Below are 23,349 nucleotides of genomic sequence, written 5' to 3' on the forward strand. Positions count from 1 at the left end.
GGCCCCTCCCCCGGTCGGTCGGGTTTCCCCCGGTCGGTCGAGTGGAACCGTGCGTCCGGGGTACCGGCGGCTGGGGATGCTGGTCTGGTGCGATCCGTCGGAGAGCTGCCCGCCCCGGACCGGCCCACCCGGCTGCGGATCGTCGGGCTCGTCGCCAGCGCCACGCTGACGGCCAGCGCCTACCGGGTCGGGGCACTGCCGACGGGTGCCGCCGAGGCGGCGCCGCTGCCGGACACCTGGGCGGACTGGCTCGGCCTGACCGGCTGGGTCGCCGGGCTGGTGGCACTGACGGTCACCTGGTGGCGGCTCGGGGTACGGGTACGGCGCCGGCCGGCGAGCGTCCCGCTGGGCTGGCTGCTGCGTACCGGGCTGCTCTGGGCGGCTCCGCTGCTGCTCGCACCCCCGGTCGGCAGCCGGGACGCGTACGCCTACGCCTGCCAGGGCGCGCTCTGGCTCGACGGCGTCGACCCGTACTCCGTCGGGGTGCTGCCGGGCGGGTGTGTCTGGTCGGGTGCCGTACCCGCGCTGTGGCAGGAGACCCCGACCCCGTACGGCCCGCTGGCGGTGGCCCTGGCCGGCGGGGCGGTCGCGGTGGCCCGGCTGGTCGACACCACCACCGACGGCCAACTGCTGGTCGCGGTCGGGCTGCTCCGGGCCGAGGCGCTGGCCGGCGTCGTACTCGCGGTCGCCTGCCTGCCCCGGCTGGCCCGGGCGGCCGGCGTCGACCCGGTCCGGGCGACCTGGCTCGGCCTGCTCTCCCCGCTCGTCGGAGTCCACGCGCTCGGCGGGGCGCACAACGACGCCCTGGTGCTGGGTCTGGTCGTCGCCGCGCTGTCCCTAGCGGCCGGCCCGTCGCCAACTTTCGGGGCCGGTCGGGCCGGGGTCGGCAGCGGTGCGCTGCTGGGGCTGGCTGTCGCGATCAAGGTCACCGCGATCGTGGCGCTGCCGTTCGCCATCCTGCTCACCGTCGTCCGGCCCGGCTCCAGCCGCGCCGCGCCGGCCGCCGCGGCGTTGGCCGGTGCCGGCCTGGCCTTCGCCGGTGCCGGCTTGGCTTTCGCCGGGGTGACCCTGGCCACCGGGCTCGACCTGGGCTGGATCTCGGCGCTCTCCGACACCGGCCGGCTGGTGCAGTGGACCTCGGTTCCGACCGGGCTCGGCATGGCGGCCGGATACCTGCTGCGGCTCGCCGGGCACCCGGAGGCGGTCGACGGCGCGGTGGCGGCGGCCCGGCTCCTCGGCCTCGTCGCGCTGGCCGGGACGATCGCGGTACTGCTGGTCCGGGCCGGTCGGGCCGTCCCGGCACCCGACCGGACGGGCGCCCGGCGTCGACTGGTCGCCCTCACCGGCCTGGCCTTCACCGCCCTGGCCCTGCTCTCCCCGATCTTCTACCCCTGGTACGGGCTGGTCGCCGTCGCCGTGCTCGCGGCGGGCCTCGCCGGGTGGCGCCACGTGCACCGGGTCGCCGTCGCGGTGACCGTACTCAGTTTCCTGGTCCTGCCCGGCGGGTTCGGGCTGGCCGTACTCAGCAAGCTGCCCGGCGCCCTCTTCGACGTGGCCCTGGTGCTGGTGCTGGCCGTCGTGGCGTACCGAAGATGGCGGTCCCCCCGCTCCCAAGGCTGACGGTCCCCCACCCCCGAGGCTGACCGTGCCGGTCCGGGGCTGACGGTGGACGCCGTCAACGCTCCGATCGCTGCCGGTGGAGCAGCCGGAGCAGCGGGGAGCCCTCCCCGGCGGCCGGGGTCCGCTGCACGCCGGCCCGGCCCAGCCGGACCCAGACGCTCAGGGTCAGCAGCACCAGGGCGAAGCCGAAGAGCAGGTCCTCGACCGGCGCGTACGCCAGCCGCCAGCCGATGATCGCCTCCGGGTCGTACCGGACGATGCCCCGGCCGGTCAGGATGCCGTTGGAGAGGAGCTGGAAGAACACGATGATCGGGTACGTGGCCCAGAACACCGGCCGGCGGACCAGCCGGGTACGCAGCACGAAGAGGTCGACCAGTACGGCGCCGGCCACCCCGAGCAGGGCGGCCACGGTGTAGCTCACGAGGACGACCCGTCGCCGTTCACGGCGCCTCGTCGCCGGCCGGCCAGCGCCGCACCGCGCGTACCGCCTCGAAGCCGAGGATGGCGCAGCAGGGTACGACGACGAAGAAGAGCAACTCGTCCAGCGGCAGACCGCCGGGCAGCAGTACCCCGGTGGTCTGCTCCGGGTCGAAGGTCCAGTGCCCGGCGGCTATCGCGGCCAGGTCCCAGAGCGCGAAGAGCACCACCACCGGGAGCAGCGTGAGCAGCAGCCGCCGCCACCGCCGCAGCACGTTGACCCGCAGGACCGGCTCCAGCCACAGCGCGGCACCGAGGCACCCGGCGAGCACGGCCAGGTAGGCGAATCGCTCCATCGGCGGGACCCGCCTCAGAAGCCGGTGGCCTGGGCCCGGCGCTTGACCTCCCGGGCCCGGTCGTCGCCGAGCGCCTGCGCCGGCACGCCCGGCAGGGTGTCGTCGGGCAGGTAGAGCCAGCGCAGCGTCGCCTCGTCGTCGTATCCGGCGTCGTGCAGCAGGGTGAGGATGCCCGGCAGGTGCTTGCGTACCGTTCGATTCGCCACCAGCTCGGCCGGGACCACCCGGGTGCCGTCCCGACGGACCGCCAGCAGCTCCCGGTCCCGGATCATCTGGTGCACCTTGCTGATCGTCACCTCCAGGCGCTCGGCGACGTCCGGGAGGCTCAGCCAGCCGGACGGCTCGGTCGGCTGCGGGTCGACAGGTGAGGATTCGGTCACCCGCTCACCTTGCCACGCCACCGCCGAGCCGGACGAACGGCTCCGGTCAGCCGGGCGGGACGACACCGGCAAATCCCGCCGAAATGATCTCCGCCGAGCGCGGAACGGGCGACACGAAGTTTTCGCTTCGGCGTCGGCTGTGGCATCCTGTTCTGCCGCTGCCCCCTGGAGACATAGACTGCCTGCCGATGGACATACAGGTCGCCGACACGCTGCTGAACTCGCTGATCGACGGACGCTACCGCATCCGCGGTCGCGTGGCCCGTGGTGGGATGGCGACCGTCTACACCGCCATCGACGAGCGCCTCGACCGTACGGTCGCGATCAAGATCATTCACCCGAACCAGGCACAGGCGGCGCAGGTGCAGCTCGCCGGCTTCCTGGAGCGGTTCACCGACGAGGCCAAGACCATCGCCCGGTTGACCCACCCGAACGTGGTGGCCGTCTACGACCAGGGCACCCACGGCGGTCTGCCGTACCTCGTCATGGAGTACGTCCGGGGCCGGACCCTGCGCGAGATCCTGGCCGAGCGCAAGCGGCTCAACCCGAGCGAGGCGCTCGCGATCCTGGAGCAGATGCTCGCCGCGATCGGTGCCGCGCACCGGGCCGGGCTGGTGCACCGGGACGTGAAACCCGAGAACGTGCTGGTCGCCGAGGCGCCGAGCGGCGGCGCGGGCAACCTGGTCGACAGCGTGGTGAAGGTCGCCGACTTCGGGCTCGCCCGGGCTGTCGAGGCGAGTTCCGACACCACCGAGGGCGGCAACCAGCTGATGGCGACGGTCGCCTACGTGGCGCCTGAGCTGGTCACCGAGGGCCGGGCCGATCCGCGTACCGACGTCTACGCCGCCGGCATCGTGCTCTTCGAGATGCTCACCGGCCGGGTCCCGTACGACGGTGACCGGGCCGTGGACGTCGCCTGGCAGCACGTCGACCGGGACGTACCCGCGCCCTCCGGGCTGGTCCCCGGCCTGCCGCCGGTCCTCGACGAGCTGGTCCGCCGGGCGACCCGGCGCGACCCCGGGGCCCGGCCGACGGACGCGGGCGCGTTCCAGAGCGAGGTGCAGGTGGTCCGGGACGACCTCGGCACCGTCGCCAACGCCAACACGGCGATACTCCGGCAGATCCCCGCCGCCGACCACCCGACCATGGTGGTGCAGCAGCCGACCATGGTGGTCGCCTCGGTGCAACCCACCGCCCGCCCGTCCTGGGCCCGCCTGCCCGACCAGCCAGGGGAACGCGCCACCCCGCACCGCCGCCGCGCGGCGACCGGCCCGGGTTCCGATCTCCTCGACCGGGTCCGCCAGGTCGGTGGGCAGCTCTTCGCGGGCCGGGCCTCGGTGGTGGTGACCGTGGTCGCGCTCGCCCTGGTCGTCGCGATGACCGGCTGGTGGTTCGGGTTCGGCCGCTACACCGAGACGCCGAGCCTGGCCGGGCTGGCCGGGACGCAGGCGCAGGCGCAGGCCGAACGGTCGGGCTTCGTGGTCAAGTACGCGGACCCCCGCTACAGCGAGAACGTCGCCAAGGACAGGGTGCTCGCCCAGGACCCCGAGTCGACGAGCCGGATCCGGCGGGGCGGCACGATCACCCTCACCCTCTCCCTCGGCCCGGAGCGCTTCCCGCTGCCGGACGTGGTCGGCAAGACGCTGGACCTGGCCCAGCTCGACCTGGAGAACGCCAACCTGGTCCTGGTGCGCGGCACCGACCGCTACGACGACAACCTGCCCAAGGGCGTGGTGATGGCCACCACCCCGAAGGTCGGCGCCGAGGTCAAGCCCGGCGACAAGATCACTGTCATCGTCAGCAAGGGCAAGGCGCCGATCAGCGTCCCGGTCCTGGTCGGCAAGAACATCAACGAGGTACGCAACATCATCAAGGAACTCGACCTCAAGCTCAGCGAGGAGTACAAGGACTCCGACAAGCCCAAGGACGAGGTGATCGCGCAGACCCCGCAGGACGGCGCCGGGGTGGAGAAGAACGCGCAGATCAAGGTCGAGGTCAGCAACGGCCCGCCGGCCATCGCCATGCCCCGGGTGATCGACATGCCCTGCCAGCAGGCGAAACAGCTCCTGGAGAGCCAGGGCCTGCCCGTCGGGGTGCAGTTCAACCCGAACGGTACGGTCCGGTTCCAGAACCCGAACGAGAACACTCCGGTACCGCCAGGGACCCAGGTTGTCATCACCTGCCTCTGACCCCGCCACCGACCTCGGCACCGGCTCGGGCAGCGCGCCCGCGCCGAGCCGGCCCGTCGGCTCGCACACGCCCACCTCCGGCGGGCTGGCCAGGGCGGCCCTGCCGTACGCCGACGCGATCGGCTCCGAGGTGGTGCAGGTCTACGTCGGCAACTCGCGGGGCTGGGCGCTGCCACCGGGCGACCCCGGCCAGGACGCGGCGTTCCGGGCCGGCTGCGCCGAACGCGGGCTGCTGACGTACATCCACGCGTCGCTGCTGGTGAACCTCGGCTCGCCCACCCCGGCGACCGTCGAGAGGTCGGTGGCGACCCTGGCGCACGCGCTGGACCGGGGTGCCGCGATCGGTGCCGCCGGGGTGGTCTTCCACGCCGGCAGCGCGGTCGACGCCGGGCACGCCGAGGCGGCGATGCGACAGGTACGCGAGGCACTGCTGCCGCTGCTCGACTCGGCGGCGGCCAGCGGCGGGCCGAAGCTGCTGGTGGAGCCGAGCGCCGGTGGCGGGCGTTCGCTGGCCTCCCGGGTCGAGCACCTGGCGCCCTACCTCGGCGCCGTCGACTGGCACCCGTGGCTCGGTGCCTGCTTCGACACCTGCCACGCCTGGGCGGCCGGGCACGACCTGGCCCGGGAGGGCGGCATGCGCGAGACGCTGGACACCCTGGTCGAGGTGATCGGGGCGGACCGGCTGTGGCTGGTGCACGCCAACGACTCGCGGGACCTCTGCGGCTCGACCCGGGACCGGCACGAGACGATCGGCAAGGGCAGCATCGGCGAGTCCGCCTTCGCCGAGCTGATGACCCATCCGGCGACCGCCGGCATCCCGGTGGTGGTCGAGACGCCGAGCGAGAACCACGGGCACGCCGACGACATCGCCACCCTCAAACGCTTCCGCCCCTGACCTCGGCCCCGCTCCGTTTGGGTGCCGGGTCGGGCGCGGCGTAGCGTGGCGGCGGTGAGACGGGGCGTGCGGGGTGTGCTGCCGCCGGTCGGGCTGCTGCTGGTCGGGCTGCTGACCGCGCTGGTGGCGGCGGCCGGCTGCGGCGGGCCGGCGGGTGCCCCGGCCGGCAACGCGACCGGCCCGGCCGGCAACGCGAGCGACCCGGGCGGCGGCGCGACCGGCCCGACCGGCGGCGCGGGCACCTCGACCGGCGGGGCGGGCGCGGCACGCACCCCCGCCGGGCCGACGACGAGCCGGCCCGGCGACCCGGCGACCACCGCACCGGCGTTCGGGCACGAGATCTCCACGGTCACCGCCGCCGACCTCGGCCAGAGCTGGCGACCCGGCTGCCCGGTCGGCCCGGACCAGCTCCGGCGGATCCGGCTCGGCTACTGGGACTTCGACGGCCGGCCCCGGGTCGGCACGATCGTCGTACACCGGTCGGTCACCGCCGAGGTGGTCGAGATCTTCGCCACCCTCTACCGGGAACGCTTCCCGATCCGGCGGCTACAACCCGTCGACGCGTACGCCGGCAGCGACGACCGGTCGATGGCCGACGACAACACCTCCGGCTTCAACTGCCGCCGGGCGGTCTCCACGGGCGCGGCGAAGTGGTCCGCGCACGCGTACGGGAAGGCGATCGACGTCAACCCGGTGGAGAACCCGTACCTGATCGACGGTCGGGTCCTGCCACCCGCCGGTGCGGCGTACCGGGACCGCTCCGGCCACCGCCCCGGGATGGCCGTCCCCGGTGGCGTACTGGTGGAGGCGTTCGCCGCCGCCGGCTGGGAGTGGGGCGGGCGGTGGCGCTCCCCCGACTACCAGCACTTCACCCGCACCGGCGGCTGACCCCGCATCGGCGACCGAGCCGCGCCGGGCGGGACAGGTGGGACAGGTTGGCCGGTCAGCGCCGGAACAGCTCGGTGAGCACCTCGACGGCCCGGTCCACCCCGGCGTCGTCCAGGTCGTGGTGGGTCACCAGCCGGGCGATGCGCGGGCCGAGCACCGAGACGAGTACGCCCCGGTCCCGGGCCGCCGCACCCAGCTCGGGAGCGTCGAACCCGCACTTGGTCAGGTCCAGCGGAACGATGTTGGTGCGTACCGGGCCGGCGAGCACCCCGAACGGGGCGAGCGCGTCGGCGAGCCGGGCCGCCCGGACGTGGTCGGAGGCGAGGCGCCGCACATGGTGCCGGAGCGCGTACCGGCCGGCCGCGGCGAGGATCCCCGCCTGGCGCATCCCGCCACCCATCCGCTTGCGGATCACCCGGGCCCGGGCGATCCGTTCCGCGCTGCCGACCACCAGTGAGCCGACCGGCGCGCCGAGCCCCTTGGAGAGGCAGACCGAGAGGGTGTCGAAGAGCGCACCGTAGCTTGCCAGCGGCACCCCGTCGGCGACGTGCGCGTGCCAGATCCGGGCGCCGTCGCAGTGCAGCCCGATCCCGGCCTCGTCGGCGACCCGGCGCAGCTCGCCGAGGGTGGCCAGCGGGATCACTCCGCCACCGCCCCGGTTGTGGGTCTGCTCGACCGCGATCGCCCGGGTCGGCACCGCGTGGTACCCGTCCGGCCGGATCATCGCCGCGACCACCTCGGGGTCGACGTCGGCGCCGGCCGGCGACCAGGTCCGGGTGGAGACGCCGCCGATCGCGGCGGCGGCGCCGATCTCGTACGTCACCACGTGCGCGTCGGCGTCGCAGAGCAGCTCCTCGCCGGGCGGCACCAGCAGCTGGATGGCGATCTGGTTGGCCATCGAGCCGGTCGGGGCGAAGAGGGCCGCCTCGTGCCCGAAGAGCGCGGCGACCTCGGCTTCGAGGGCGTTGACGGTCGGGTCCTCGGCGTAGACGTCGTCGCCGACCTCGGCCGAGGCCATCTCGGCGCGCATCCCCGGGGTGGGTCGGGTGACGGTGTCCGACCGGAGGTCGACCGGGGCCGGGGTGGAGCTGGGTTGGTCAGCCACGAAGCATCTCCGCTACCAGGAAGGCGAGTTCCAGCGACTGCTGGGTGTTGAGCCGGGGGTCGCAGGCGGTCTCGTAGCGGTCCGGCAGGTGGATGTCCTCGATCGCCTGCGCGCCGCCGAGGCACTCCGTGACGTCCTCGCCGGTCAGCTCGACGTGCAGGCCGCCGGGGTGGGTCTCCAGCGACCGGTGCACCTCGAAGTAGCCGAGCACCTCGTCGACGATCCGGTCGAAATGCCGGGTCTTGTAGCCGTTGGACGACTCGTGGGTGTTGCCGTGCATCGGGTCGCACTGCCAGACGACCTTGGCACCGGCGGCGGTGACCTTCGCCACGATCGGCGGCAGCACCTCGCGTACCCGGCCGTTGCCCATCCGGCTGATCAGGGTGAGCCGGCCCGGGATGTTCTCCGGGTTCAGCTTCTCGCACAGCTCGATCGCCTCGTCCGGCGTGGTGGTCGGGCCGAGCTTGACCCCGATCGGGTTGGCGATCCGGGAGATGAAGTCGAGGTGCGCCCCGTCGAGCTGCCGGGTGCGCTCGCCGACCCAGAGGAAGTGCCCGGAGAGGCCGTACGCCCGGCCGTCGGAGACCCGGGTCAGCGCCCGGTCGTATTCCAGGGCCAGCGCCTCGTGCGAGCAGTAGAGGGTGACGGTGCGCAGCGCCTCGTCCTCGGTCAGCCCGCAGGCCCGGATGAAGGCGAGCGCCCGGTCGATCTCCCGGGCGATCGCCTCGTAGCGCTCACCGGCCGGGGAGTTCTTGACGAAGCCCTTGTTCCAGTCGTGCACGGCGTGCAGGTCGGCCAGCCCACCGGCGAGGTACGCCCGGAGCATGTTCATCGCGGCGGCCGAGTTCGCGTACGCCCGGATCATGCGCTGCGGGTCGGCGACCCGCGCCTCCGGTACCGCCTCCAGCGAGTTGATCATGTCGCCCCGGTACGCCGGCAGCCCCCGCGCGTCGGTCGGCAGCGAGCGCGGCTTGGTGTACTGCCCGGCCACCCGGGCCACCTTCACCACCGGCAGCGACGCGCCGTAGGTCAGCACCACCGCCATCTGGAGCAGGGTCCGGGCGTTGGCCAGCAGGTGGCTCTCGGTGTTGTCGGTGAAGGTCTCGGCGCAGTCGCCGCCCTGGAGCAGGAACGCCCGCCCCTCGCAGACCAGCGCCAACCGCGCCCGGAGCTGGTCGACCTCGTAGGGCGCGACGATCGAGGGCACGTTCTGGAGGATCTTGCAGACCCCGTCCACCACCGCCTGGTCCGGCCACGGCGGGGTCTGGGCCCGGGGCAGTCCCCGCCAGCGGTCCAGGCCGAGCGCCTCGTCCTCGGCGGAGTCCTCGGTCGGCCGGCTGGTCTGCAACGCGGTGTTGCCCACGGCGGGATAGCTCAACTGGTGCCACTCATGGCGCATGTCAGAAAGCGTACGGCGGGACCCGCACCGCGCCGGGAGCGAGGGGCGCCCGTCCGCTTCGTGGGAGCCCGCGAGCGGCAGCCGGCGCCACCGGAGGAGATGATCGGGCCGGCTCGGTCGACAGCACCGGCCGAGGTGCTCAGGTCGGCTCGGTCGGCGAGCCGGACGGGGCCGGGGTGTGGCCGCCGATCGTCTCCTTGGCGATGCACCACTGCCCGTCCGCCCGGGCGACCGTGAAGAGGACCTTGGTCGGGGTGGACTTGCCGCCGACCTTGACCGTGATCGAGGTACTCACGTCCTGGTCGGCGCCGTTGGCCCGGACGTCGGTGATCGTCGCCGCCGGCACCGAGAAGTGCTCGGCGAAGTCGCCGTTCGGGCCGGTGGCCGCCTGGTCGAAGGACTCCCGCAGTGGCTCGCAGAGCTGTTCCCGGCCGTCCGCGACGCTCTTCGCCTTCATCGCGTCCAGATATGCCTGCACCCGCTCCCGGGCCCGCTGCGGCCCCTCGTCCGGGGTCGGGGTGGGCTCGGCGCCCTGCCCGGCGAGCCCGTCGAACGCGCCGCAGCCGGCCAGGCCCAGCGGCACCGTCGCCAGCACCGCGACCACGCCGACCACCCGTCGCCGTACGCCGACCATCGCGCTCCTTCCACCGAGGGGGTTCCACCCTAGTCGAGCCGCCGTCGACCCACCCGCCCCGACGCCCCGGCAGCACGGGGCAACCGGCGCCCCCGGCAGCGGGGGCGACCGGCCGGCGCCGGACTCAGGGCCGCGCCGGTTCCCGGGTACGGGTACGGGGGTCGGCCGGGGTGCGCAACCCGGGGCGGAGCAGGAGGGTGACCAGCAGGGAGAGCACCGCCATCACGGTCATGGCGGCACCGACCGGCAGATGTTCGGCGACGGTACCGGCCAGCGCCGCCGACACCGCCTGCATGGTCAACATCCCCGAGGAGTGCAGCCCGAGCGCCTGGCCGCGCATCTGCACCGGGGTGAGGTCGACGAGGCGCTGCTGGAGCAGCACCCCGGCACCGAATCCGGCCGAGGCCACCGCGACGGCGAGCGCGGCCACCGACAGCGGGATCGGCAGGGCGAAGAGCAGGTACGGCAACCCGAGCGACAGTTGCAGCGGCGTGACGAGCCGCTGCCGCCACCGGGCCGGGACGAACCGGCCGACGATGGTGTCCCCGGCGAGCATTCCGAGGGCACCGGCGACGAAGAGCACCCCGGCGGATTCCGGGGCGTACGGGATGAACAGCGCCTCGCAGCCGACGACGAGCCCGTTCGGCAGCCACAGCGCGAGGTAGACGTACCGTCGGGCGGGTGTCGCCCAGAGCGTGGCGTTGACCTGCCAGGTCCGCCGGACCGACGGCCGGCCGGACGCCCTCGGCGGGCGGCGGGGCAGGCCGAACCGGGCGACCAGCGCGGCGCCCAGGTGCAGTCCGGCGCCGATCAGCAGCACCTGGCGCGGTGCGACGACCGCGAGCAGGGCGCCGCCGAGCGCGAAGCCGCTGATCTGCATCGCCCCGACCGACATGTTCATCACCGACCGGCCGAGCAGGTAGCCGCCGTCGGGCAGGATCTCGCCGAGCAGCCCCCAGCGGACCCCGCCACCCATCGAGCCGGCCAGCCCCATCAGCCCGATCACCACGAACATGGCCCAGATCGGCATGCCGGGCAGGGCCATCGTGACGCTGCCGGCGCAGAGGAAGAGCTTGACGCTGACCAGCGCGGCGCGCGGCGGCACCCGGTCGGCCATCGAGAGCAGGGTGGTGGCGCCGAGCATCTGGGCGAAGGAGGGGCCGAAGAGGCTGAGCGCGGCGAGCAGCGGTGACCCGGTGGCGGAGTACACCAGGGTGCCGAGGGCGAGCCCGTTGACGGTGCCCGCCGCCACCTGCGCGGCGGTGGCCAGGAAGAGGGGACGGAATTCGGGGACCCGGAACAACTCCCGATAGGTACGCACGGACGGCAGTCTGGGTGCGCCCTCCGGCGAGCCGTTACCTTTTCACGTGCAGACGAAACCGGAGTCGAACGGAACCGGAGGTGGTCGGTCGTGGGGCTCTGGCGGCTCGACGCGGACGTGCTGGCCCGCAGCCGGTTCGCCCTCTCCCCGCTGGTCGAGACGGTCGCGGTGCTCAAGATGCTGGACGGGCATCCGACGCTGCCCGGTCAGCGGGCCTGGGTCGACGCGCACTCGGCCGCCTACCGGGCCCGGTTGGCGGCGGACCCGTTCGCCGTCGCCTTCGTCCGGAGCGCCTTCCCGCCCCGGTGGCTGCCCGACTTCCTCGGCACGCCGACCGGCTTCCTCGGCGGCCGCGCCGACGCCGCCGGGACCCCGGCCGGTGACGCCGAGGAGATCTTCGCCGCCGAGCTGCGCCGGATCCGCGCCGTGCCGGCCGAGGCGGCCCGCGCCGACCTGGCGACCGGGCTGCGCGGGCCGGTCCCCGCCGAGCTGCGCGGCGCCGACCTGCCGGAACGGGTCGCCGAGCTGCTGGACTGGGTCTGGCGCGGCATCCTGCGCCCGGACTGGCCGCGCCGGCAGCGGCTCTTCGAGGCCGACATCGTGTCCCGGACCCACCTGCTCAGCTCGGGCGGCTGGGCCGCCGCGCTGGACGGGATGCGGCCGGGGATGCGCTGGCTCGGGCAGGGGCAGCTCCAGATCAACACGTACGACCTGCCGCCGCAGGATCTCGGCGACGGTGGGCTGCTCTTCGTGCCGAGTACCTCTCCCCGGGGCTGGGTCGGCACCGAGATCCGGGGTGGCGGCGGTTCCGGCACCTCGCACCGGCACACCGTGGTCTACCCGTGCCAGGGACTCCTGGCCGATCCGGCCCGAGCCGCCCCACCGGCGGCGCTCCGCCGACTGCTCGGCCCGGTCCGGGCGGAGATCCTGGCCCGGCTGGACTCGCCGACCAGCACCACCGGGCTGGTCGCCGCGACCGGGCACGGGCTGGGCTCGGTCGGCGGGCATCTGCGGGTACTGCTCGACGCCCAGCTCGTGCGGCGACGCCGCTCGGGGCGGTACGTGCTCTACTTCCGCACCGCCGACGGTGACCGGCTGGTCCGGCTCAGCCGGCGGTCCGAGGAGCAGACCGCCGGCTGAGTTGCCCCGGTCGGAGGACCGGGTGTTGCCGGGCCGGAGACCCTAGTCGAGCAGGGCGGTCACCGTGCCGGCGGCGACCGTCCGGCCGCCCTCCCGGACGGCGAAGCCGAGCCCGACGTCCATCGCGATCGGCTTGCCCAGCTCGACCGTGATCGTCACGGTGTCACCGGGGGCGACCTGGGGCAGTTCGCCCAGGTCCACCGCGCCGACCACGTCGGTGGTCCGGAAGTAGAACTGCGGCCGGTAGTTGGCGTGGAACGGGGTACGCCGACCGCCTTCGGCGGTGGTCAGCGCGTAGAGCTGGGCGGTGAACCGGCGGTGCGGCGTGACGCTGCCCGGCAGGGCCACCACCTGCCCCCGCTGCACCTGGTCGCGCTTGACCCCGCGCAGCAGTACGGCCGCGTTGTCACCGGCCTGCGCCGAGTCCAGCGACCTGCCGAAGGTCTCCAGCCCGATCGCCACGGTCGACAGGGTCGGGGCGAGCCCGACCACCTCGACCGGGTCACCGGCGCGCAACGAGCCGCGCTCGACCGCTCCGGTGACCACGGTCCCCCGGCCGGAGATGGTCAGCACGTTCTCGATCGGCATCAGGAACGGCCGGTCGAGTTCGCGCGGCGGCACCGGGACGTACCGGTCGACCGCGTCGAGCAGCTCGGCGATGGACCCGACCCAGGCCGGGTCGCCTTCGAGGGCCCGCAGCGCGGAGACCCGCACCACCGGTACCTCGTCGCCGGGGAAGCCGTACTCGCTGACCAGCTCCCGTACCTCCAGCTCGACCAGGTCGAGCAGTTCGGGGTCGGTGACCGCGTCCGCCTTGTTCAGCGCCACCACCAGGTACGGCACGCCGACCCGTTGGGCGAGCAGCACGTGCTCCCGGGTCTGCGGCATCGCGCCGTCGAGCGCCGAGACGACCAGGATCGCCCCGTCCACCTGCGCCGCCCCCGTGATCATGTTCTTCACGTAGTCGGCGTGGCCGGGCATGTCGACGTGCGCGTAGTGCCGGGTGGCGGTCTCGTACTCGACGTGCGCGATGGTGATGGTGATGCCCCGGGCGACCTCCTCCGGCGCCCGGTCGATGCCGTCGAAGGCGACGAACCGGTTGACCGACGGGTCCCGGTCGGCGAGCACCTTGGTGATCGCGGCGGTCAGCGTGGTCTTGCCGTGGTCGACGTGTCCCATCGTGCCGATGTTGAGGTGCGGCTTGGTGCGTACGAACTGGCTCTTGGCCATGAGACTGTCCTCATTGGAGAGTCGGGGTCGGCGGGCGACGAACGCGGGCGGGTGCCAGACCGCGAGAGGGAAGAACCGCGCCAGAACCGCGCATCCGGTGCGCCCAGAAAGGGCGGCACCGGGAATCCGGGCCACCCTCCTCCGTGGGTTCTGCTGGTGCGGGAGGAGGGTCAGCCTCGCGCGCCGCTATCCAGCCGGCCAGGCTGGTGCGACCGCGCCGACGTCACGCACACGGCGGCGGGACCCAGCAGGACGAACCCTGCGGGCCACCCGAACCCAGCCGCGCCGAACATGACGATCACGCTAACCCCCAACATCCCCGTGCGCGAGCGATATTCCCGGGGGTGGGTCGGGGCGACTACCAGCCCCCGAGCAGTGAGAAGGGACACCCTGGCGGAGGGGGTGGGGGGTCTCTACGGTCGACAGCGGTCGAGTACTGGAAATAAACCTTACGGAGGACGGGTGCGGGCCGCAGGGGCGTGGTGGCGTGACACGGCCGGCGGGCTGCCGGCGGTCTTCTGGTACCTCTGGTCGGGGCTGCTGATCAACCGGGTCGGCGCGTTCGCGATGCTCTTCCTGCCGCTCTACCTCACCGACGCGCGCGGGGCCAGCGACGCGCTCGCCGGTCTGGTGGTCGGGGCGTACGGGCTCGGCGGGGTGGCCGGGGTCCTGCTCGGCGGCGTACTCGCCGACCGCTGGGGACGGCGCCGCACCCTGCTCTGGTCGCACCTGGCCGCGTCGGCGCTGATGGCGACCATGGCGGTGGTGACGAGCCTGCCGGCGATCGCCCTGCTCGCCGCGCTGGTCGGGATCGCCCACTCGATGCCGGGCCCCGCCTTCGTCGCCGCGATCGTCGACGTGGTGCCGGCACCCCGCCGCTCCCGCGCGTTCAACCTCCAGTTCTGGGCGTTCAACCTCGGCATGGCGGGCGCGTCGGCGCTGGCCGGGCTGCTCGCCGAGGCGAGTTATCTGGCGCTCTTCCTGGTCGACGCGGCGGCCACCCTCACCACCACGGTCATCATCGCCTGGAAGGTGCCGGAGACCCTGGTCCGGGCGGTGCCGGGGGCGTCAGCCGGTGCCGGGGAAAGCCCGCCGGTCCGCCGGGCCGGGCTACGCACCCCGCTCACCGACCGGATCTTCCTGGCCTTCGTCGCGCTGACCTTCGCGCACGCCGTGATCACCGCACAGAACTCGACGGTGATGCCGCTGGCGATGCGCGCCGACGGCCTCAGCTCGTCGGCGTACGGGCTGGTCGTGGCGCTCGGCGGACTGTTCATCGTGATCGGTCAGCTCTTCGTGCCCCGGCTGATCGACGGTCGCCGCAAGCACCGGGTGCTGGCCACCGCGCTGGGCCTGGCCGCCTTCGGGTACGCCGGACTGGCCGTCGCCGACGGGCTGCCCGGGTACCTGCTGGCGGCGCTGGTCTGGACGGTCGGCGCGATGCTCGCGGCACCGCCGAACGCGGAGATCAACGCCGAGTTGGCGCCACCCCGGCTGCGTGGCCGCTACCAGGCGGTCTTCTTCCTCACCTTCCCGGCCGCGGCCTTCGTCGCCCCGGCGGTCGGCGGGGTGAGCTTGCAGTATCTCGGCGACGGCCACTGGCTGGCGGTCGGCGGGCTCGGCCTGCTCGCGGTCGCCGGCCACCTGCTCGCCGGTCCGCCCCGGGAACGCCGGGTGGCCCGCGTCGCCGCATCGGCCGTGCTGATCAACGAACCGGTTCGGGACTGATCGCGGCGGCCGGGCGTTGACCCGCGACGGTACGGCGGTCGTGGCAGCCGTACCGTCGCGCGGGTCTCTCAGCGGGCGAGCGCCTTCTCCAACTGGGCCTTGGACATGCTCGACCGGCCCTTGATGTTGCGCTTCTTCGCCTCGTTGTAGAGCTGTTCCTTGGTACGCCCCTGGGCGCCGGTGTGCGACCGCTTGCCGCCCCGGTGCCCGGAGGAGACATCCTTGATCGACGAGCGGCTGGCGGTCTTCGACTCGCCGGCCCGGGCGCGTTCCTTGTTCACCGTCCGGGCGGCGATCTCCTCGGCGCGCTCGGTCGACTCGCCGCGCTTCTTCGCGCTGGCCTTGATGTGCTTGTACTGGCGTTCCCGCTTCGGACTCGACCCTGCGGGCATGACGGAACTCCTTTCGGGGGGAGGATGATCAGAGGATGGGCTTGCCGCCGGTGACCGGGATGATCGCGCCGGAGATGTAGCTGGCCTCGTCCGAGGCGAGCAGCACGTACGCCGGGGCGACCTCCTTCGGCTGGCCGGGGCGGCCGAGCGGGGTGTTCTTGCCGAACTTCTCGACGTGGTCCGGTGGCATGGTGGACGGGATCAGCGGGGTCCAGATCGGGCCGGGCGCGACACCGTTGACCCGGATTCCCCGCTCGCCGAGCATCTGGGCCAGTCCGGCGGTGAAGTTCGCGATCGCGCCCTTGGTGGTCGCGTACGGCAGCAGCGTCGGGCGCGGCGTGTCGTAGTTGATCGAACTGGTGTTGATGATCGACGCGTTCTCGCCGAGGTGCGGCAGGGCCGCCTGGACCAGCCGGAACATCGCCGTGATGTTGACGTCGAAGGTGTGTTGCCACTCCTCGTCGGTGACCTCTTCGATGGTTTCGTGGGTCATCTGGTAGGCGGCGTTGTTGACCAGTACGTCGATTCGGCCGAACTCCTCGACCGCCCGGTCCACCAGCGCGCGGCACACCGCCGGATCGCCGACGTCCCCGGCGACGAGTACGGCCTTGCGGCCCTCGTCCTCGACGAACTTCGCGGTTTCCCGGGCGTCGTCGTGCTCGTTCAGGTACGAGATCAGCACGTCGGCGCCCTCCCGGGCGTACGCGATGGCGACGGCCCGGCCGATGCCGCTGTCCCCACCGGTGATCAGCGCCTTCTTGCCGGTCAACCGGCCGCTGCCCCGGTAGGAGTCCTCGCCGTGGTCGGGCTTGGAACGCATGTTGTCGAGGGTGCCGGGTGGCTGCTGCTGCGGTTCGGCATGCTGCTCGTCGGGCATCGGGTCGCTCCTCGGGTGCTCCTCGGGTGCTGGGACGGCGGCCGGCGGATCCTCGCGCGCGGCCGACAGTGCCAAATGTCCCCATACCCGGCACCCGGTAAACCCGGGGACGACGGTTCAGCAGCCCTCAGGGGATGGCGTGTCGCCAGGCGAACGTCTCGATCGCGTCCAAATCGGCGGGGCGGAGCCCTCGCCCCGGGTCGGGCGCGATCAGCAGGGCGTGGCCCCGGGCCACCGCCCGGTCCAACAACCTGTCCCGGTCGGGGATCGCCTCGTCGTCGGTCCAGACGAGGGTACGACCGGCCGCCAGCACCGCGTGCGCGGCGGCCAGCTTGACCGGCCAGCCCAGCTCGCCGGCCGGCACCGGATCGCAGAGGAGCGCCCGGTCCAGCACCGGCAGCCGCCACAGCCGCTCCAACAGGTCCGCCTCCGGGCACCAGGTGCTGCACCAGCGCACCTCGACCACCCCGGACTCGTGCAGCCGGCGGATCCGGTCGACGAGCGCGCCGGCCCAGCGCATCGGGTACTCGCACCGGTCGGCGTGGGACCAGACGTCGGCCCGGCGGGGCGCCCGGCCCCACTGCGGGCTGCGGGCGTTGATCACACCGTCGACGTCCAGCAGCCAGACCGGCCCCAGATCCGGTACGACCGGCAGGTCCGGTTCGATCTCCATGGTGCCTCCGATGATCGCTCACATTGTGGACGCCGCCCGCCACCCCGTCCCGGGATACCCGGGTGGCGCTCTCGGGCTAGGGTCGGAGGTTGTGCGGCGGGTGTCGGTGGTCGGTAACTCGGGTTCGGGCAAGAGCACCCTGGCCAGGGCGTTGGCCGCCCGGCTCGGCGTGCCGTACGTCGAACTCGACGCCATCCACCACCAGCCCGGCTGGCGGCCGTTGCCCGCCGCCGAGTTCCGGGCCCGGGTCGACACGCTCACCGCGACCGGCGGCTGGGTGGTGGACGGCAACTACTCGGCGGTCCGGGATCTGGTGTGGCGGCGCGCCGACACCGTCCTCTGGGTCGACCCCGGCCGGCACACGGTGATGCGGCAGGTCGTCTGGCGCACGTTCCGCCGGGCGGCACTCCGGGTCGAGCTGTGGAACGGCAACCGGGAACGCTGGCGCAACTTCTTCGCCACCGATCCGGACGAGTCGGTGATCGTCTGGGCCTGGCAGCGGCACTCGCTCTACCGGACGCGCTATCTCGCGGCCTCGACCGATCCGGCCTGGCGTCACCTGACCTTCGTCCGGATCAGGTCCCGCGCCGCCGCCCGCCGGCTGCTCGTCGACGCGTCACCCGGGCCGGCATCCTGACCCGGGCGCTGCCGCCGTCACCCCGGACGCCGCACCGTCCGTCGTGCCCGGTCATCCCGCCCGCAGGCGCTCGGCGACGGCGGCGGCGACCTCGTCGCGCCGCTCGGCCGTCAGCCACTCGCTCTCCGGCCGGGTGAGGTAGTGGAAGACCCGCGGCCCGCGATGTTCCGGCGGAAGGTCCGGCATCCGGGGTACGAGGTGGAAGTGCACATGCCCGAAACCCGCCGCCTCGGCGAACTGCATGACGTAGGTCTTCTCGCAGCGTACGGCCTCGTGCAGGGCGGTGCTGAGCCGGTGGAGCAGCGGCCCCAGCTCGGCGGCCTCGGCGGGGGTCAGCTCGGCGATCGACGTGACGTGCCGCCGGGGCAGCACGATCAGCCAGCCGGGCAGGCTGGAGTTGAACGCGTGCGCGGTACGCCAGTACCCGGTGAGGTGCAGCCGCTCGGCGGGCGGCGCGGTGGCGAGGTTCTCCTCTTGCCGGCAGGAGTAGCAGTCCCCGGTCATCGTCCCATCCTGCTCCGCGCCGCCCGCCGCCGCGACCCTCCGGTGACGGGGCTAGGGCAGGAACGGCGCGAAGTGCTCGGCCACCAGTTCCGCGACCCCTTCGGCGTCCCGGCTGCCGTCGACCTCGATCACCCGGATGCCCAGCCGCCGGGCGCCGCGCACGGCGTCCTCGGCGAGCAGCCGGTCCCGCTGGACCCGGTTCCGCTGCCCGAGTTCGGGGTCGCTGACCTGGTGGCCGAGGCGGCCGGCCCGGGGTAGCCGGTCAAGCTGCCGCTGCCGGAACTCCTCGGTCGGCACCATCACCACCATCTGCCGGGTCGACCCGGCGACCGGCGCGACCAGGTCGGGGCGCAGTCCCCAGCCCTCGGCGAGCAGCGGCCGGGGTGAGACGAGCGCCCGCAGGTCGTCCTGCACCCACTCGAACCGCTCGGCGAACTCCACAAGTACCTGCCGGGCCATCTCCTCCGGCGTCGTGCGGACCCAGACCGCCTCCCAGTCCCGTTCCGGCGGTTCACCGCGCCGGATCCGGCTCATCATCCGGCGATCGTCGTGCCCGCGCGCGTCGTGGTAGTCGTAGTGGTAGTGCGTCAGGCCGTAGCGCTCGGCGAGGATTCCGGCCACCGTCGACTTGCCGGCCCACTGGCCGCCACCGATCCAGAGTGCCCGCCGCAGGGTGCTGAAAGGGTCCCATCGCATGCCCAGAATCGTGTGCCCGTTCCGGGCCGAATTCCAGTCTTGTTTTCGGATGTCCGCCCTGCTCAACTGAGGTTAGGGAGGATCGGTCAGGACGACCACACCGGCCGCCGTCGCGGGTGACGGCGTCAGCGGTGCGGGCGGACCGGCCGTTCCGGATCCGTCATCTCCACACCCCGGCGCCGACGCGACCGCCGTCCACCCGCGCCGGCCCGAGCCGGTGGGTCGGGTACTCCGGGTTCGAGCGCCGGTGCTGGTTGCGCCCACGCGGCGGCGTCGACGGGCCCGACGGTAGCGGGTCGGGTGTCGGCGGGACGGCCGGCATCGCGAGTTGGGGCGGCAGGTCGGGGATCGGGACCGTCTGCGGCAGCAGAACCGCAAGTCCCCGGTACGGGCACGTCGCCCATCGCCGCCCGCACCGGCACCACAGCCAGAGCCACGGCCGGCGCCAGTCGACGCGGTGCCGGAATACGAGTGGGACGGGCCGGAGCCGACGTACTTTCCGCATCGTGTCTCCTTCCGAGTTGGAAGGGGGCCATCTCTGTACGGGGGAAGAGAGATGGCCCCCGCAGGTTCCGCCCGGCCGGTCACCATGCCATTTGAATTCCGAGCGGTTCCGCTAGTGACACTCTGCTGTGGAGTGCACTACGGTCGATACGCGCTCGCGGCATCCGTGCAGGTCAGAGCGGCAGGCGAGCGATTTTGTGGAACGCGTGTCCGGCAGTGAGCAGAGGTGGGATTATCGATGGGACTCGTCACGGAATACGTCCTCGCCGAGCTTAGGCTGTTTCGTGCTGAGCAGCGGCTCAGTCAGGAAGAGTTCGGCCGCAAGATCGGCTATTCCGGATCACACGTGAGTTCGGTGGAAACCGGCCAGCGCCCGCCGACCGACGAATACGTGGAGAAGATCGATCAGGCTTTCCAGACCGGCGGTACGTTCAGCCGGATGCTCAAGAAACTCGCCAAACTGGACAGCACCCCGGCCTGGCTGCGCGACTGGATCGAGTTCGAGCGCCTCGCCCGCCTCCTCCGCTGGTACGAGCCGGCCTTCGTACCCGGCCTCCTCCAGACCGAGTCGTACGCCCGAGCCACGATGGCCGGTATGCACCTTACGCCCGAGCAGATCGAGCAGCGCGCTCAAGCCCGGTTGGAGCGACAGGCGGTCCTCACCGTGGAAAACCCCGCCCAGTTCGTCTTCGTCATCGACGCCATGGTCCTTCGGCGGTCCGTGCGTGGCGAGCCGGGCGTCATGGTGCAGCAGCTCCAGCACCTCGCAAACGTCGCGGAGATGCCGCAGGTGCAAATCCTCGTGGTACCGAAAGAGGTCGGGCTCTACCCTGGGCTTCAGGGAGGCTTCATCCTGGCGACGCTGCCGGACCAGTCCGTCGTGTCGCACCTCGATCACCAAGTGCGGGCTCAGATCGTCGACCGGGCGGAAGATCTCGCCACCCTCCAGGGCACCTGGGAGGCGATCCGCAACGAAGCGCTCCCGAGGCCCCAATCGCTCGAACTGATCAGGGAGGCGGCGAAGGAATGGACATGACCGGCGCCAACTGGCGTAAGTCGACCCGCTCCGGCTCGAACGGCGGGTCCTGCGTGGAGGTGGCGGACAACCTGCCCGGCATCGTGCTCGTACGCGACACCAAGGACCGCGACGGCGGCACGCTCGCCTTCGGACCGGCCCGCTGGCGGGCCTTCGTGGACCTCGCCAAGCAGCACCGGCCCGCCACCTGAGTCGGTACCTCGTAACGCGACGCGGCAGCGGCCCCGGCAACCACGTCGGGGCCCGCTGTGGCACGCTTCCGCCGTGATGGCACATCGGCGCAAGGTGGCGTACCCGGTCGTGGCGGCGCTCGTGCTGGTCCTGTTCTCCGGCGCCTGCGACAGTCATCGCGACGACGCGCTCGAACTCCCCCAGGCATCGAGCACCCCGGCCGGGGGCGACCCGAACGACGCCCGCATCGTCGTGCCCGGCTCCTTCACCGGCGCGGGCAAGATCTTTCACGACACCACACCGGACACCGCCTACGACGCCAGCACGAACGGCGTCGCCTCGGTCTGCCTCGACCGTCCGGGCCGGGTGACCGTCACCGAGATCCGACCCGAAATGTCCACAGGGGAGTTCCGGGTCGAGGGCTTCGCACTCGCACCCGTCGACGGCTCGGCCTCCGGCACCAGCATTCCGCTGTCCCACGGTTCGACCGTCCTTGAGCGGAGCACCGCCTGCGTGGCCGACCCGGCTGGCAAGAGCCCGGCTGAGGCCAGGGCCGCACTGCTACTTCGGGTACGGATGGTCGGCCCCGACTCCGCCGCTGCCGAGAAACTGATCCTGCACTACACATCCGGTGACCATCGCTACGAGTTCTCGATGCCGTGGCGCATCACCTTGTGCGCGCCAGGTGACGACCAGACCAGAGGGTGTCGGGAGCTGGGCTAGCCGGCGCGGGCCGGGAGGACCCGATCGAGCAGGGTGCCTGACAGTCACCTTGGTGCCTCACAGTCACCTTCGTGTCTGGGCACTCTCACCCCGGCGGTCGCCGGGGCAGCCGCGGTCGCCGGGGCAGCTTGGTCGCCGGGGCAGCCGTGTCGTCGGCGACGGCCGAGGGGCACCGGGTGGTGCGAGTCAGATCTGGGCGAGGGTGTGCGGCACCTCGTCCAGCAGTTCCCGGGCCAGATAACCGAGCCGGCCGTACCGGGGGGCCAACCGCTGCCCGCTCACCGCGTGGACCCAGGCGGACCAGCAGGCGGCCTGAGCCGGCTCGGCGCCCCGGGACAACAAGCCGGCCAGGATACCGGCCAGCACGTCGCCGCTGCCCGAGGTGCCGAGACCGGTGTCGCCGCTCTCCTCCCGCCACACCTGGCCGTCCGGGGTGGCGATGTGCCCGTGCAGGGACACCACGCAGTCGTACCGGCGGGCCACCGCCACCGCCTCCGCGTCCACGTCCCGGCCGGGTTCGCGGCCGAGCAGGTGGGCGGCCTCGGTCAGGTTGGGGGTGAGCACCGCCGGGCGGTTCCGTCCGGCGAGCAGTTCCGGTTCGTGGCTCAGCGCCCCGAGGGCGTAGGCGTCGACCACCAGCGCGGTCTCCGGATTGGTGACATCGAGCAGCGCCCGCAGCAGCACGAGGGTTTCCTCGACGTCGTTGAGGCCCGGTCCCACGACGATCGCCTGGGCCTCGCCGGCCAGTTCGGCCAGCCGGTCGTCCACCCGGCCGGCGACCGCCCCGTCACCGGTCTCGCCGAGACCGATGACCAGTGCCTCCGGCACCTCGATGCTGAGCACCGCTGCGGTGGACTCGGCGACGGCGAGTTGCAGTACCCCGGCACCGGCACGCAGCGCGGCGATCCCGGCGAGCAGTACCGCGCCGGGGGTGAACCGGGAGCCGCCGACCACCAGTACCGTGCCGCGGGCGTCCTTGCCGCCCTCCGGGACCGGCAGCGCCCAGTCGCGCAACAGCCCCGGGGTGATCACCTTGGGTTCAGACCGGTTCGGCACTGATGTCGTCCTCTTCGGTCGGTGGGGTGCTCTGGCGCTCCAGGTGCGCGACGTCGTTGAAGACGTCGAGCCGCAGTGATCCGCTGCCGTCGTCGGCCCATCCGGTGACCGAGCAGTTCGCCACCGTGGCGGAGCGGGTCACCTCCATCAGGCCCGCCTCGTCCAGCCCCTCCACGAGGTAGCGCAGCAGCAGGACCACCGCCTCGTGTCCGAACAGGATGACCCGCCGGCCGGCGTGGTCGCGGCGCAGGTCACCCAGGAGGGCGCGCAGCCGCAGGGTCACGTCGGCCCACGACTCGCCCCCGGGTGGCCGATAGTAGAACTTGCCCAACCGGCGCCGACGGGCTATCTCGTCCGGGTAGCGGGCCCGCGCGCCGTGGCTGGTCAACAGGTCCAGGATGCCCAGCTCCCGGTCCCGCAACCGCTCGTCGTAACTGACCGGTACGTCGGTGCCGGCCAGCGCCAGCTCCGCGGTCTGCCTGGTCCGCCGGTACGGCGAGACGACCGCCACCTCGGGCCGGGTCCGCTCCGGCAGGCCGGCCAGCCACCGTCCGGTCGCCTCGGCCTGTTCCCGGCCGAGCGGCGACAGGGGTACGTCCGCGTCCCGGTCGGTGAGGTCGATCGACTCGACGCCGGACGCCTCGGCCCGGGAGGCGGCGACGTTGCCGACGCTCTCCCCGTGCCGGACGACCCACAGGTGACCCAGTTCCGCCATGCGGCTTCCCCTACCCACGCGAGGTTGCCGATAACCGGGGCCCGGGGTTGGTCGCCCCTTCGC

25 protein-coding genes are annotated in these 23,349 nt (G+C 72.9%); 10 read left to right on the forward strand and 15 right to left on the reverse strand.

The window, feature by feature from the left end:
* The first annotated feature begins 87 nt into the window (after positions 1-87).
* Positions 88-1,620, forward strand: a complete 1,533-nt coding sequence (gene mptB / locus C6W10_RS26460; protein ID WP_107261460.1) for a polyprenol phosphomannose-dependent alpha 1,6 mannosyltransferase MptB — start codon at positions 88-90, stop codon at positions 1,618-1,620.
* Positions 1,621-1,675: 55 nt separating this feature from the next.
* Here the strand turns inward: mptB and C6W10_RS26465 are convergent, their stop codons facing one another.
* The 3 genes from C6W10_RS26465 to C6W10_RS26475 are packed head-to-tail and all read right to left on the reverse strand — an operon-like array spanning position 1,676 to position 2,773.
* Entirely contained in the window at positions 1,676-2,041 is a 366-nt protein-coding gene (locus C6W10_RS26465) for a lycopene cyclase domain-containing protein (RefSeq protein WP_107261462.1), read from the reverse strand.
* 19 nt (positions 2,042-2,060) lie between these two features.
* On the reverse strand, positions 2,061-2,393 hold the full coding sequence (locus C6W10_RS26470; RefSeq protein WP_107261464.1) for a lycopene cyclase domain-containing protein: 333 nt from the start codon (positions 2,391-2,393) through the stop codon (positions 2,061-2,063).
* 14 nt (positions 2,394-2,407) lie between these two features.
* Positions 2,408-2,773, reverse strand: coding sequence for an Rv2175c family DNA-binding protein (locus C6W10_RS26475; RefSeq protein WP_107261466.1), 366 nt, complete (start codon positions 2,771-2,773; stop codon positions 2,408-2,410).
* A 188-nt stretch (positions 2,774-2,961) separates the two neighbouring features.
* Between C6W10_RS26475 and pknB the strand changes: the two genes are divergently transcribed.
* Genes pknB through C6W10_RS26490 form a run of 3 tightly spaced genes read left to right on the forward strand, consistent with a single transcriptional unit; the run spans position 2,962 to position 6,745 of the window.
* Positions 2,962-4,962: a Stk1 family PASTA domain-containing Ser/Thr kinase gene (gene pknB / locus C6W10_RS26480; protein ID WP_107261468.1), complete on the forward strand. Its 2,001-nt coding sequence runs from the start codon at positions 2,962-2,964 to the stop codon at positions 4,960-4,962.
* A complete protein-coding gene (locus C6W10_RS26485) occupies positions 4,943-5,857 on the forward strand; it encodes a deoxyribonuclease IV (RefSeq protein ID WP_107261469.1) in 915 nt (304 codons plus the stop codon). The genes pknB and C6W10_RS26485 overlap by 20 nt, the downstream gene beginning before the upstream one ends.
* A 54-nt stretch (positions 5,858-5,911) precedes the next feature.
* Positions 5,912-6,745 carry a M15 family metallopeptidase gene (locus tag C6W10_RS26490; RefSeq protein ID WP_199853753.1) on the forward strand — a complete coding sequence of 278 codons (834 nt, stop codon included), beginning with the start codon at positions 5,912-5,914 and terminating at the stop codon, positions 6,743-6,745.
* A gap of 55 nt (positions 6,746-6,800) precedes the next feature.
* On the opposite strand, the gene C6W10_RS26495 is transcribed toward C6W10_RS26490, so the two are convergent.
* The 4 genes from C6W10_RS26495 to C6W10_RS26510 all read right to left on the reverse strand — a co-directional run bounded on the left by C6W10_RS26495 (position 6,801) and on the right by C6W10_RS26510 (position 11,204).
* Positions 6,801-7,850, reverse strand: a complete 1,050-nt coding sequence (locus tag C6W10_RS26495) for a low specificity L-threonine aldolase (protein ID WP_369937003.1) — start codon at positions 7,848-7,850, stop codon at positions 6,801-6,803.
* The gene (locus C6W10_RS26500) at positions 7,843-9,249 is read right to left on the reverse strand and encodes a class II 3-deoxy-7-phosphoheptulonate synthase (RefSeq protein WP_107261471.1); all 1,407 of its coding nucleotides are present in this window, start codon (positions 9,247-9,249) and stop codon (positions 7,843-7,845) included. Before C6W10_RS26500 ends, C6W10_RS26495 begins: the two co-directional genes overlap by 8 nt.
* A gap of 139 nt (positions 9,250-9,388) precedes the next feature.
* Complete coding sequence (locus C6W10_RS26505) at positions 9,389-9,883, reverse strand: hypothetical protein (protein WP_107261472.1); 495 nt, start codon at positions 9,881-9,883, stop codon at positions 9,389-9,391.
* 124 nt (positions 9,884-10,007) lie between these two features.
* Positions 10,008-11,204 carry an MFS transporter gene (locus tag C6W10_RS26510; RefSeq protein ID WP_107261474.1) on the reverse strand — a complete coding sequence of 399 codons (1,197 nt, stop codon included), beginning with the start codon at positions 11,202-11,204 and terminating at the stop codon, positions 10,008-10,010.
* Between the two features lie 90 nt (positions 11,205-11,294).
* Between C6W10_RS26510 and C6W10_RS26515 the strand changes: the two genes are divergently transcribed.
* Positions 11,295-12,344 carry a helix-turn-helix transcriptional regulator gene (locus C6W10_RS26515; RefSeq protein WP_107261476.1) on the forward strand — a complete coding sequence of 350 codons (1,050 nt, stop codon included), beginning with the start codon at positions 11,295-11,297 and terminating at the stop codon, positions 12,342-12,344.
* A gap of 42 nt (positions 12,345-12,386) precedes the next feature.
* On the opposite strand, the gene tuf is transcribed toward C6W10_RS26515, so the two are convergent.
* A complete protein-coding gene (tuf, locus tag C6W10_RS26520; protein ID WP_107261478.1) occupies positions 12,387-13,574 on the reverse strand; it encodes an elongation factor Tu in 1,188 nt (395 codons plus the stop codon).
* A 462-nt stretch (positions 13,575-14,036) separates the two neighbouring features.
* On the opposite strand from tuf, the gene C6W10_RS26525 reads away from it, so the two are divergent.
* The gene (locus tag C6W10_RS26525) at positions 14,037-15,302 is read left to right on the forward strand and encodes an MFS transporter (RefSeq protein WP_234361438.1); all 1,266 of its coding nucleotides are present in this window, start codon (positions 14,037-14,039) and stop codon (positions 15,300-15,302) included.
* A gap of 68 nt (positions 15,303-15,370) precedes the next feature.
* On the opposite strand, the gene C6W10_RS26530 is transcribed toward C6W10_RS26525, so the two are convergent.
* The 3 genes from C6W10_RS26530 to C6W10_RS26540 form a co-directional block, all read right to left on the reverse strand.
* Positions 15,371-15,694: a plasmid stabilization protein gene (locus tag C6W10_RS26530; RefSeq protein ID WP_101367209.1), complete on the reverse strand. Its 324-nt coding sequence runs from the start codon at positions 15,692-15,694 to the stop codon at positions 15,371-15,373.
* A gap of 28 nt (positions 15,695-15,722) precedes the next feature.
* Positions 15,723-16,571, reverse strand: coding sequence for an SDR family oxidoreductase (locus C6W10_RS26535; RefSeq protein ID WP_107261482.1), 849 nt, complete (start codon positions 16,569-16,571; stop codon positions 15,723-15,725).
* Between the two features lie 127 nt (positions 16,572-16,698).
* Positions 16,699-17,244, reverse strand: coding sequence for a hypothetical protein (locus tag C6W10_RS26540; RefSeq protein WP_107261484.1), 546 nt, complete (start codon positions 17,242-17,244; stop codon positions 16,699-16,701).
* A gap of 100 nt (positions 17,245-17,344) precedes the next feature.
* Between C6W10_RS26540 and C6W10_RS26545 the strand changes: the two genes are divergently transcribed.
* Positions 17,345-17,881: an AAA family ATPase gene (locus tag C6W10_RS26545; RefSeq protein WP_234359188.1), complete on the forward strand. Its 537-nt coding sequence runs from the start codon at positions 17,345-17,347 to the stop codon at positions 17,879-17,881.
* 51 nt (positions 17,882-17,932) lie between these two features.
* On the opposite strand, the gene C6W10_RS26550 is transcribed toward C6W10_RS26545, so the two are convergent.
* Together C6W10_RS26550 and C6W10_RS26555 are read right to left on the reverse strand one after the other, a co-directional pair.
* A complete protein-coding gene (locus C6W10_RS26550; RefSeq protein ID WP_107261486.1) occupies positions 17,933-18,385 on the reverse strand; it encodes an HIT family protein in 453 nt (150 codons plus the stop codon).
* Positions 18,386-18,436: 51 nt separating this feature from the next.
* On the reverse strand, positions 18,437-19,081 hold the full coding sequence (locus tag C6W10_RS26555) for a hypothetical protein (protein ID WP_107261488.1): 645 nt from the start codon (positions 19,079-19,081) through the stop codon (positions 18,437-18,439).
* Between the two features lie 742 nt (positions 19,082-19,823).
* On the opposite strand from C6W10_RS26555, the gene C6W10_RS26560 reads away from it, so the two are divergent.
* The 3 genes from C6W10_RS26560 to C6W10_RS26570 all read left to right on the forward strand — a co-directional run bounded on the left by C6W10_RS26560 (position 19,824) and on the right by C6W10_RS26570 (position 21,515).
* Entirely contained in the window at positions 19,824-20,621 is a 798-nt protein-coding gene (locus C6W10_RS26560) for a helix-turn-helix transcriptional regulator (protein WP_107261490.1), read from the forward strand.
* Positions 20,618-20,812, forward strand: a complete 195-nt coding sequence (locus C6W10_RS26565; RefSeq protein ID WP_107261492.1) for a DUF397 domain-containing protein — start codon at positions 20,618-20,620, stop codon at positions 20,810-20,812. The genes C6W10_RS26560 and C6W10_RS26565 overlap by 4 nt, the downstream gene beginning before the upstream one ends.
* Before the next feature lie 109 nt (positions 20,813-20,921).
* The gene (locus tag C6W10_RS26570; protein WP_159104759.1) at positions 20,922-21,515 is read left to right on the forward strand and encodes a hypothetical protein; all 594 of its coding nucleotides are present in this window, start codon (positions 20,922-20,924) and stop codon (positions 21,513-21,515) included.
* A gap of 186 nt (positions 21,516-21,701) precedes the next feature.
* On the opposite strand, the gene C6W10_RS26575 is transcribed toward C6W10_RS26570, so the two are convergent.
* Both C6W10_RS26575 and C6W10_RS26580 read right to left on the reverse strand, forming a co-directional pair.
* Positions 21,702-22,571 (reverse strand): NAD(P)H-hydrate dehydratase, encoded by an 870-nt coding sequence (locus tag C6W10_RS26575; RefSeq protein WP_107261496.1) that lies wholly within the window; start codon positions 22,569-22,571, stop codon positions 21,702-21,704.
* Positions 22,555-23,286: a histidine phosphatase family protein gene (locus C6W10_RS26580; RefSeq protein ID WP_107261498.1), complete on the reverse strand. Its 732-nt coding sequence runs from the start codon at positions 23,284-23,286 to the stop codon at positions 22,555-22,557. Before C6W10_RS26580 ends, C6W10_RS26575 begins: the two co-directional genes overlap by 17 nt.
* Positions 23,287-23,349: the final 63 nt, after the last annotated feature.

The organism is Plantactinospora sp. BB1 (genome assembly GCF_003030385.1).
Classification (GTDB): domain Bacteria; phylum Actinomycetota; class Actinomycetes; order Mycobacteriales; family Micromonosporaceae; genus Plantactinospora.

Bases quoted from the DNA above. Each gene is read 5' to 3' on its own strand.
- C6W10_RS26540 (WP_107261484.1), bottom strand. From the start codon at position 17,244: ATGGAGATCGAACCGGACCTGCCGGTCGTACCGGATCTGGGGCCGGTC.
- C6W10_RS26560 (WP_107261490.1), top strand. From the start codon at position 19,824: ATGGGACTCGTCACGGAATACGTCCTCGCCGAGCTTAGGCTGTTTCGT.
- C6W10_RS26505 (WP_107261472.1), bottom strand. From the start codon at position 9,883: ATGGTCGGCGTACGGCGACGGGTGGTCGGCGTGGTCGCGGTGCTGGCG.
- tuf (WP_107261478.1), bottom strand. From the start codon at position 13,574: ATGGCCAAGAGCCAGTTCGTACGCACCAAGCCGCACCTCAACATCGGC.
- C6W10_RS26530 (WP_101367209.1), bottom strand. From the start codon at position 15,694: ATGCCCGCAGGGTCGAGTCCGAAGCGGGAACGCCAGTACAAGCACATC.
- C6W10_RS26580 (WP_107261498.1), bottom strand. From the start codon at position 23,286: ATGGCGGAACTGGGTCACCTGTGGGTCGTCCGGCACGGGGAGAGCGTC.
- C6W10_RS26550 (WP_107261486.1), bottom strand. From the start codon at position 18,385: ATGACCGGGGACTGCTACTCCTGCCGGCAAGAGGAGAACCTCGCCACC.
- C6W10_RS26470 (WP_107261464.1), bottom strand. From the start codon at position 2,393: ATGGAGCGATTCGCCTACCTGGCCGTGCTCGCCGGGTGCCTCGGTGCC.
- C6W10_RS26535 (WP_107261482.1), bottom strand. From the start codon at position 16,571: ATGCCCGACGAGCAGCATGCCGAACCGCAGCAGCAGCCACCCGGCACC.
- C6W10_RS26555 (WP_107261488.1), bottom strand. From the start codon at position 19,081: ATGCGATGGGACCCTTTCAGCACCCTGCGGCGGGCACTCTGGATCGGT.
- C6W10_RS26500 (WP_107261471.1), bottom strand. From the start codon at position 9,249: ATGCGCCATGAGTGGCACCAGTTGAGCTATCCCGCCGTGGGCAACACC.
- C6W10_RS26565 (WP_107261492.1), top strand. From the start codon at position 20,618: ATGACCGGCGCCAACTGGCGTAAGTCGACCCGCTCCGGCTCGAACGGC.
- pknB (WP_107261468.1), top strand. From the start codon at position 2,962: ATGGACATACAGGTCGCCGACACGCTGCTGAACTCGCTGATCGACGGA.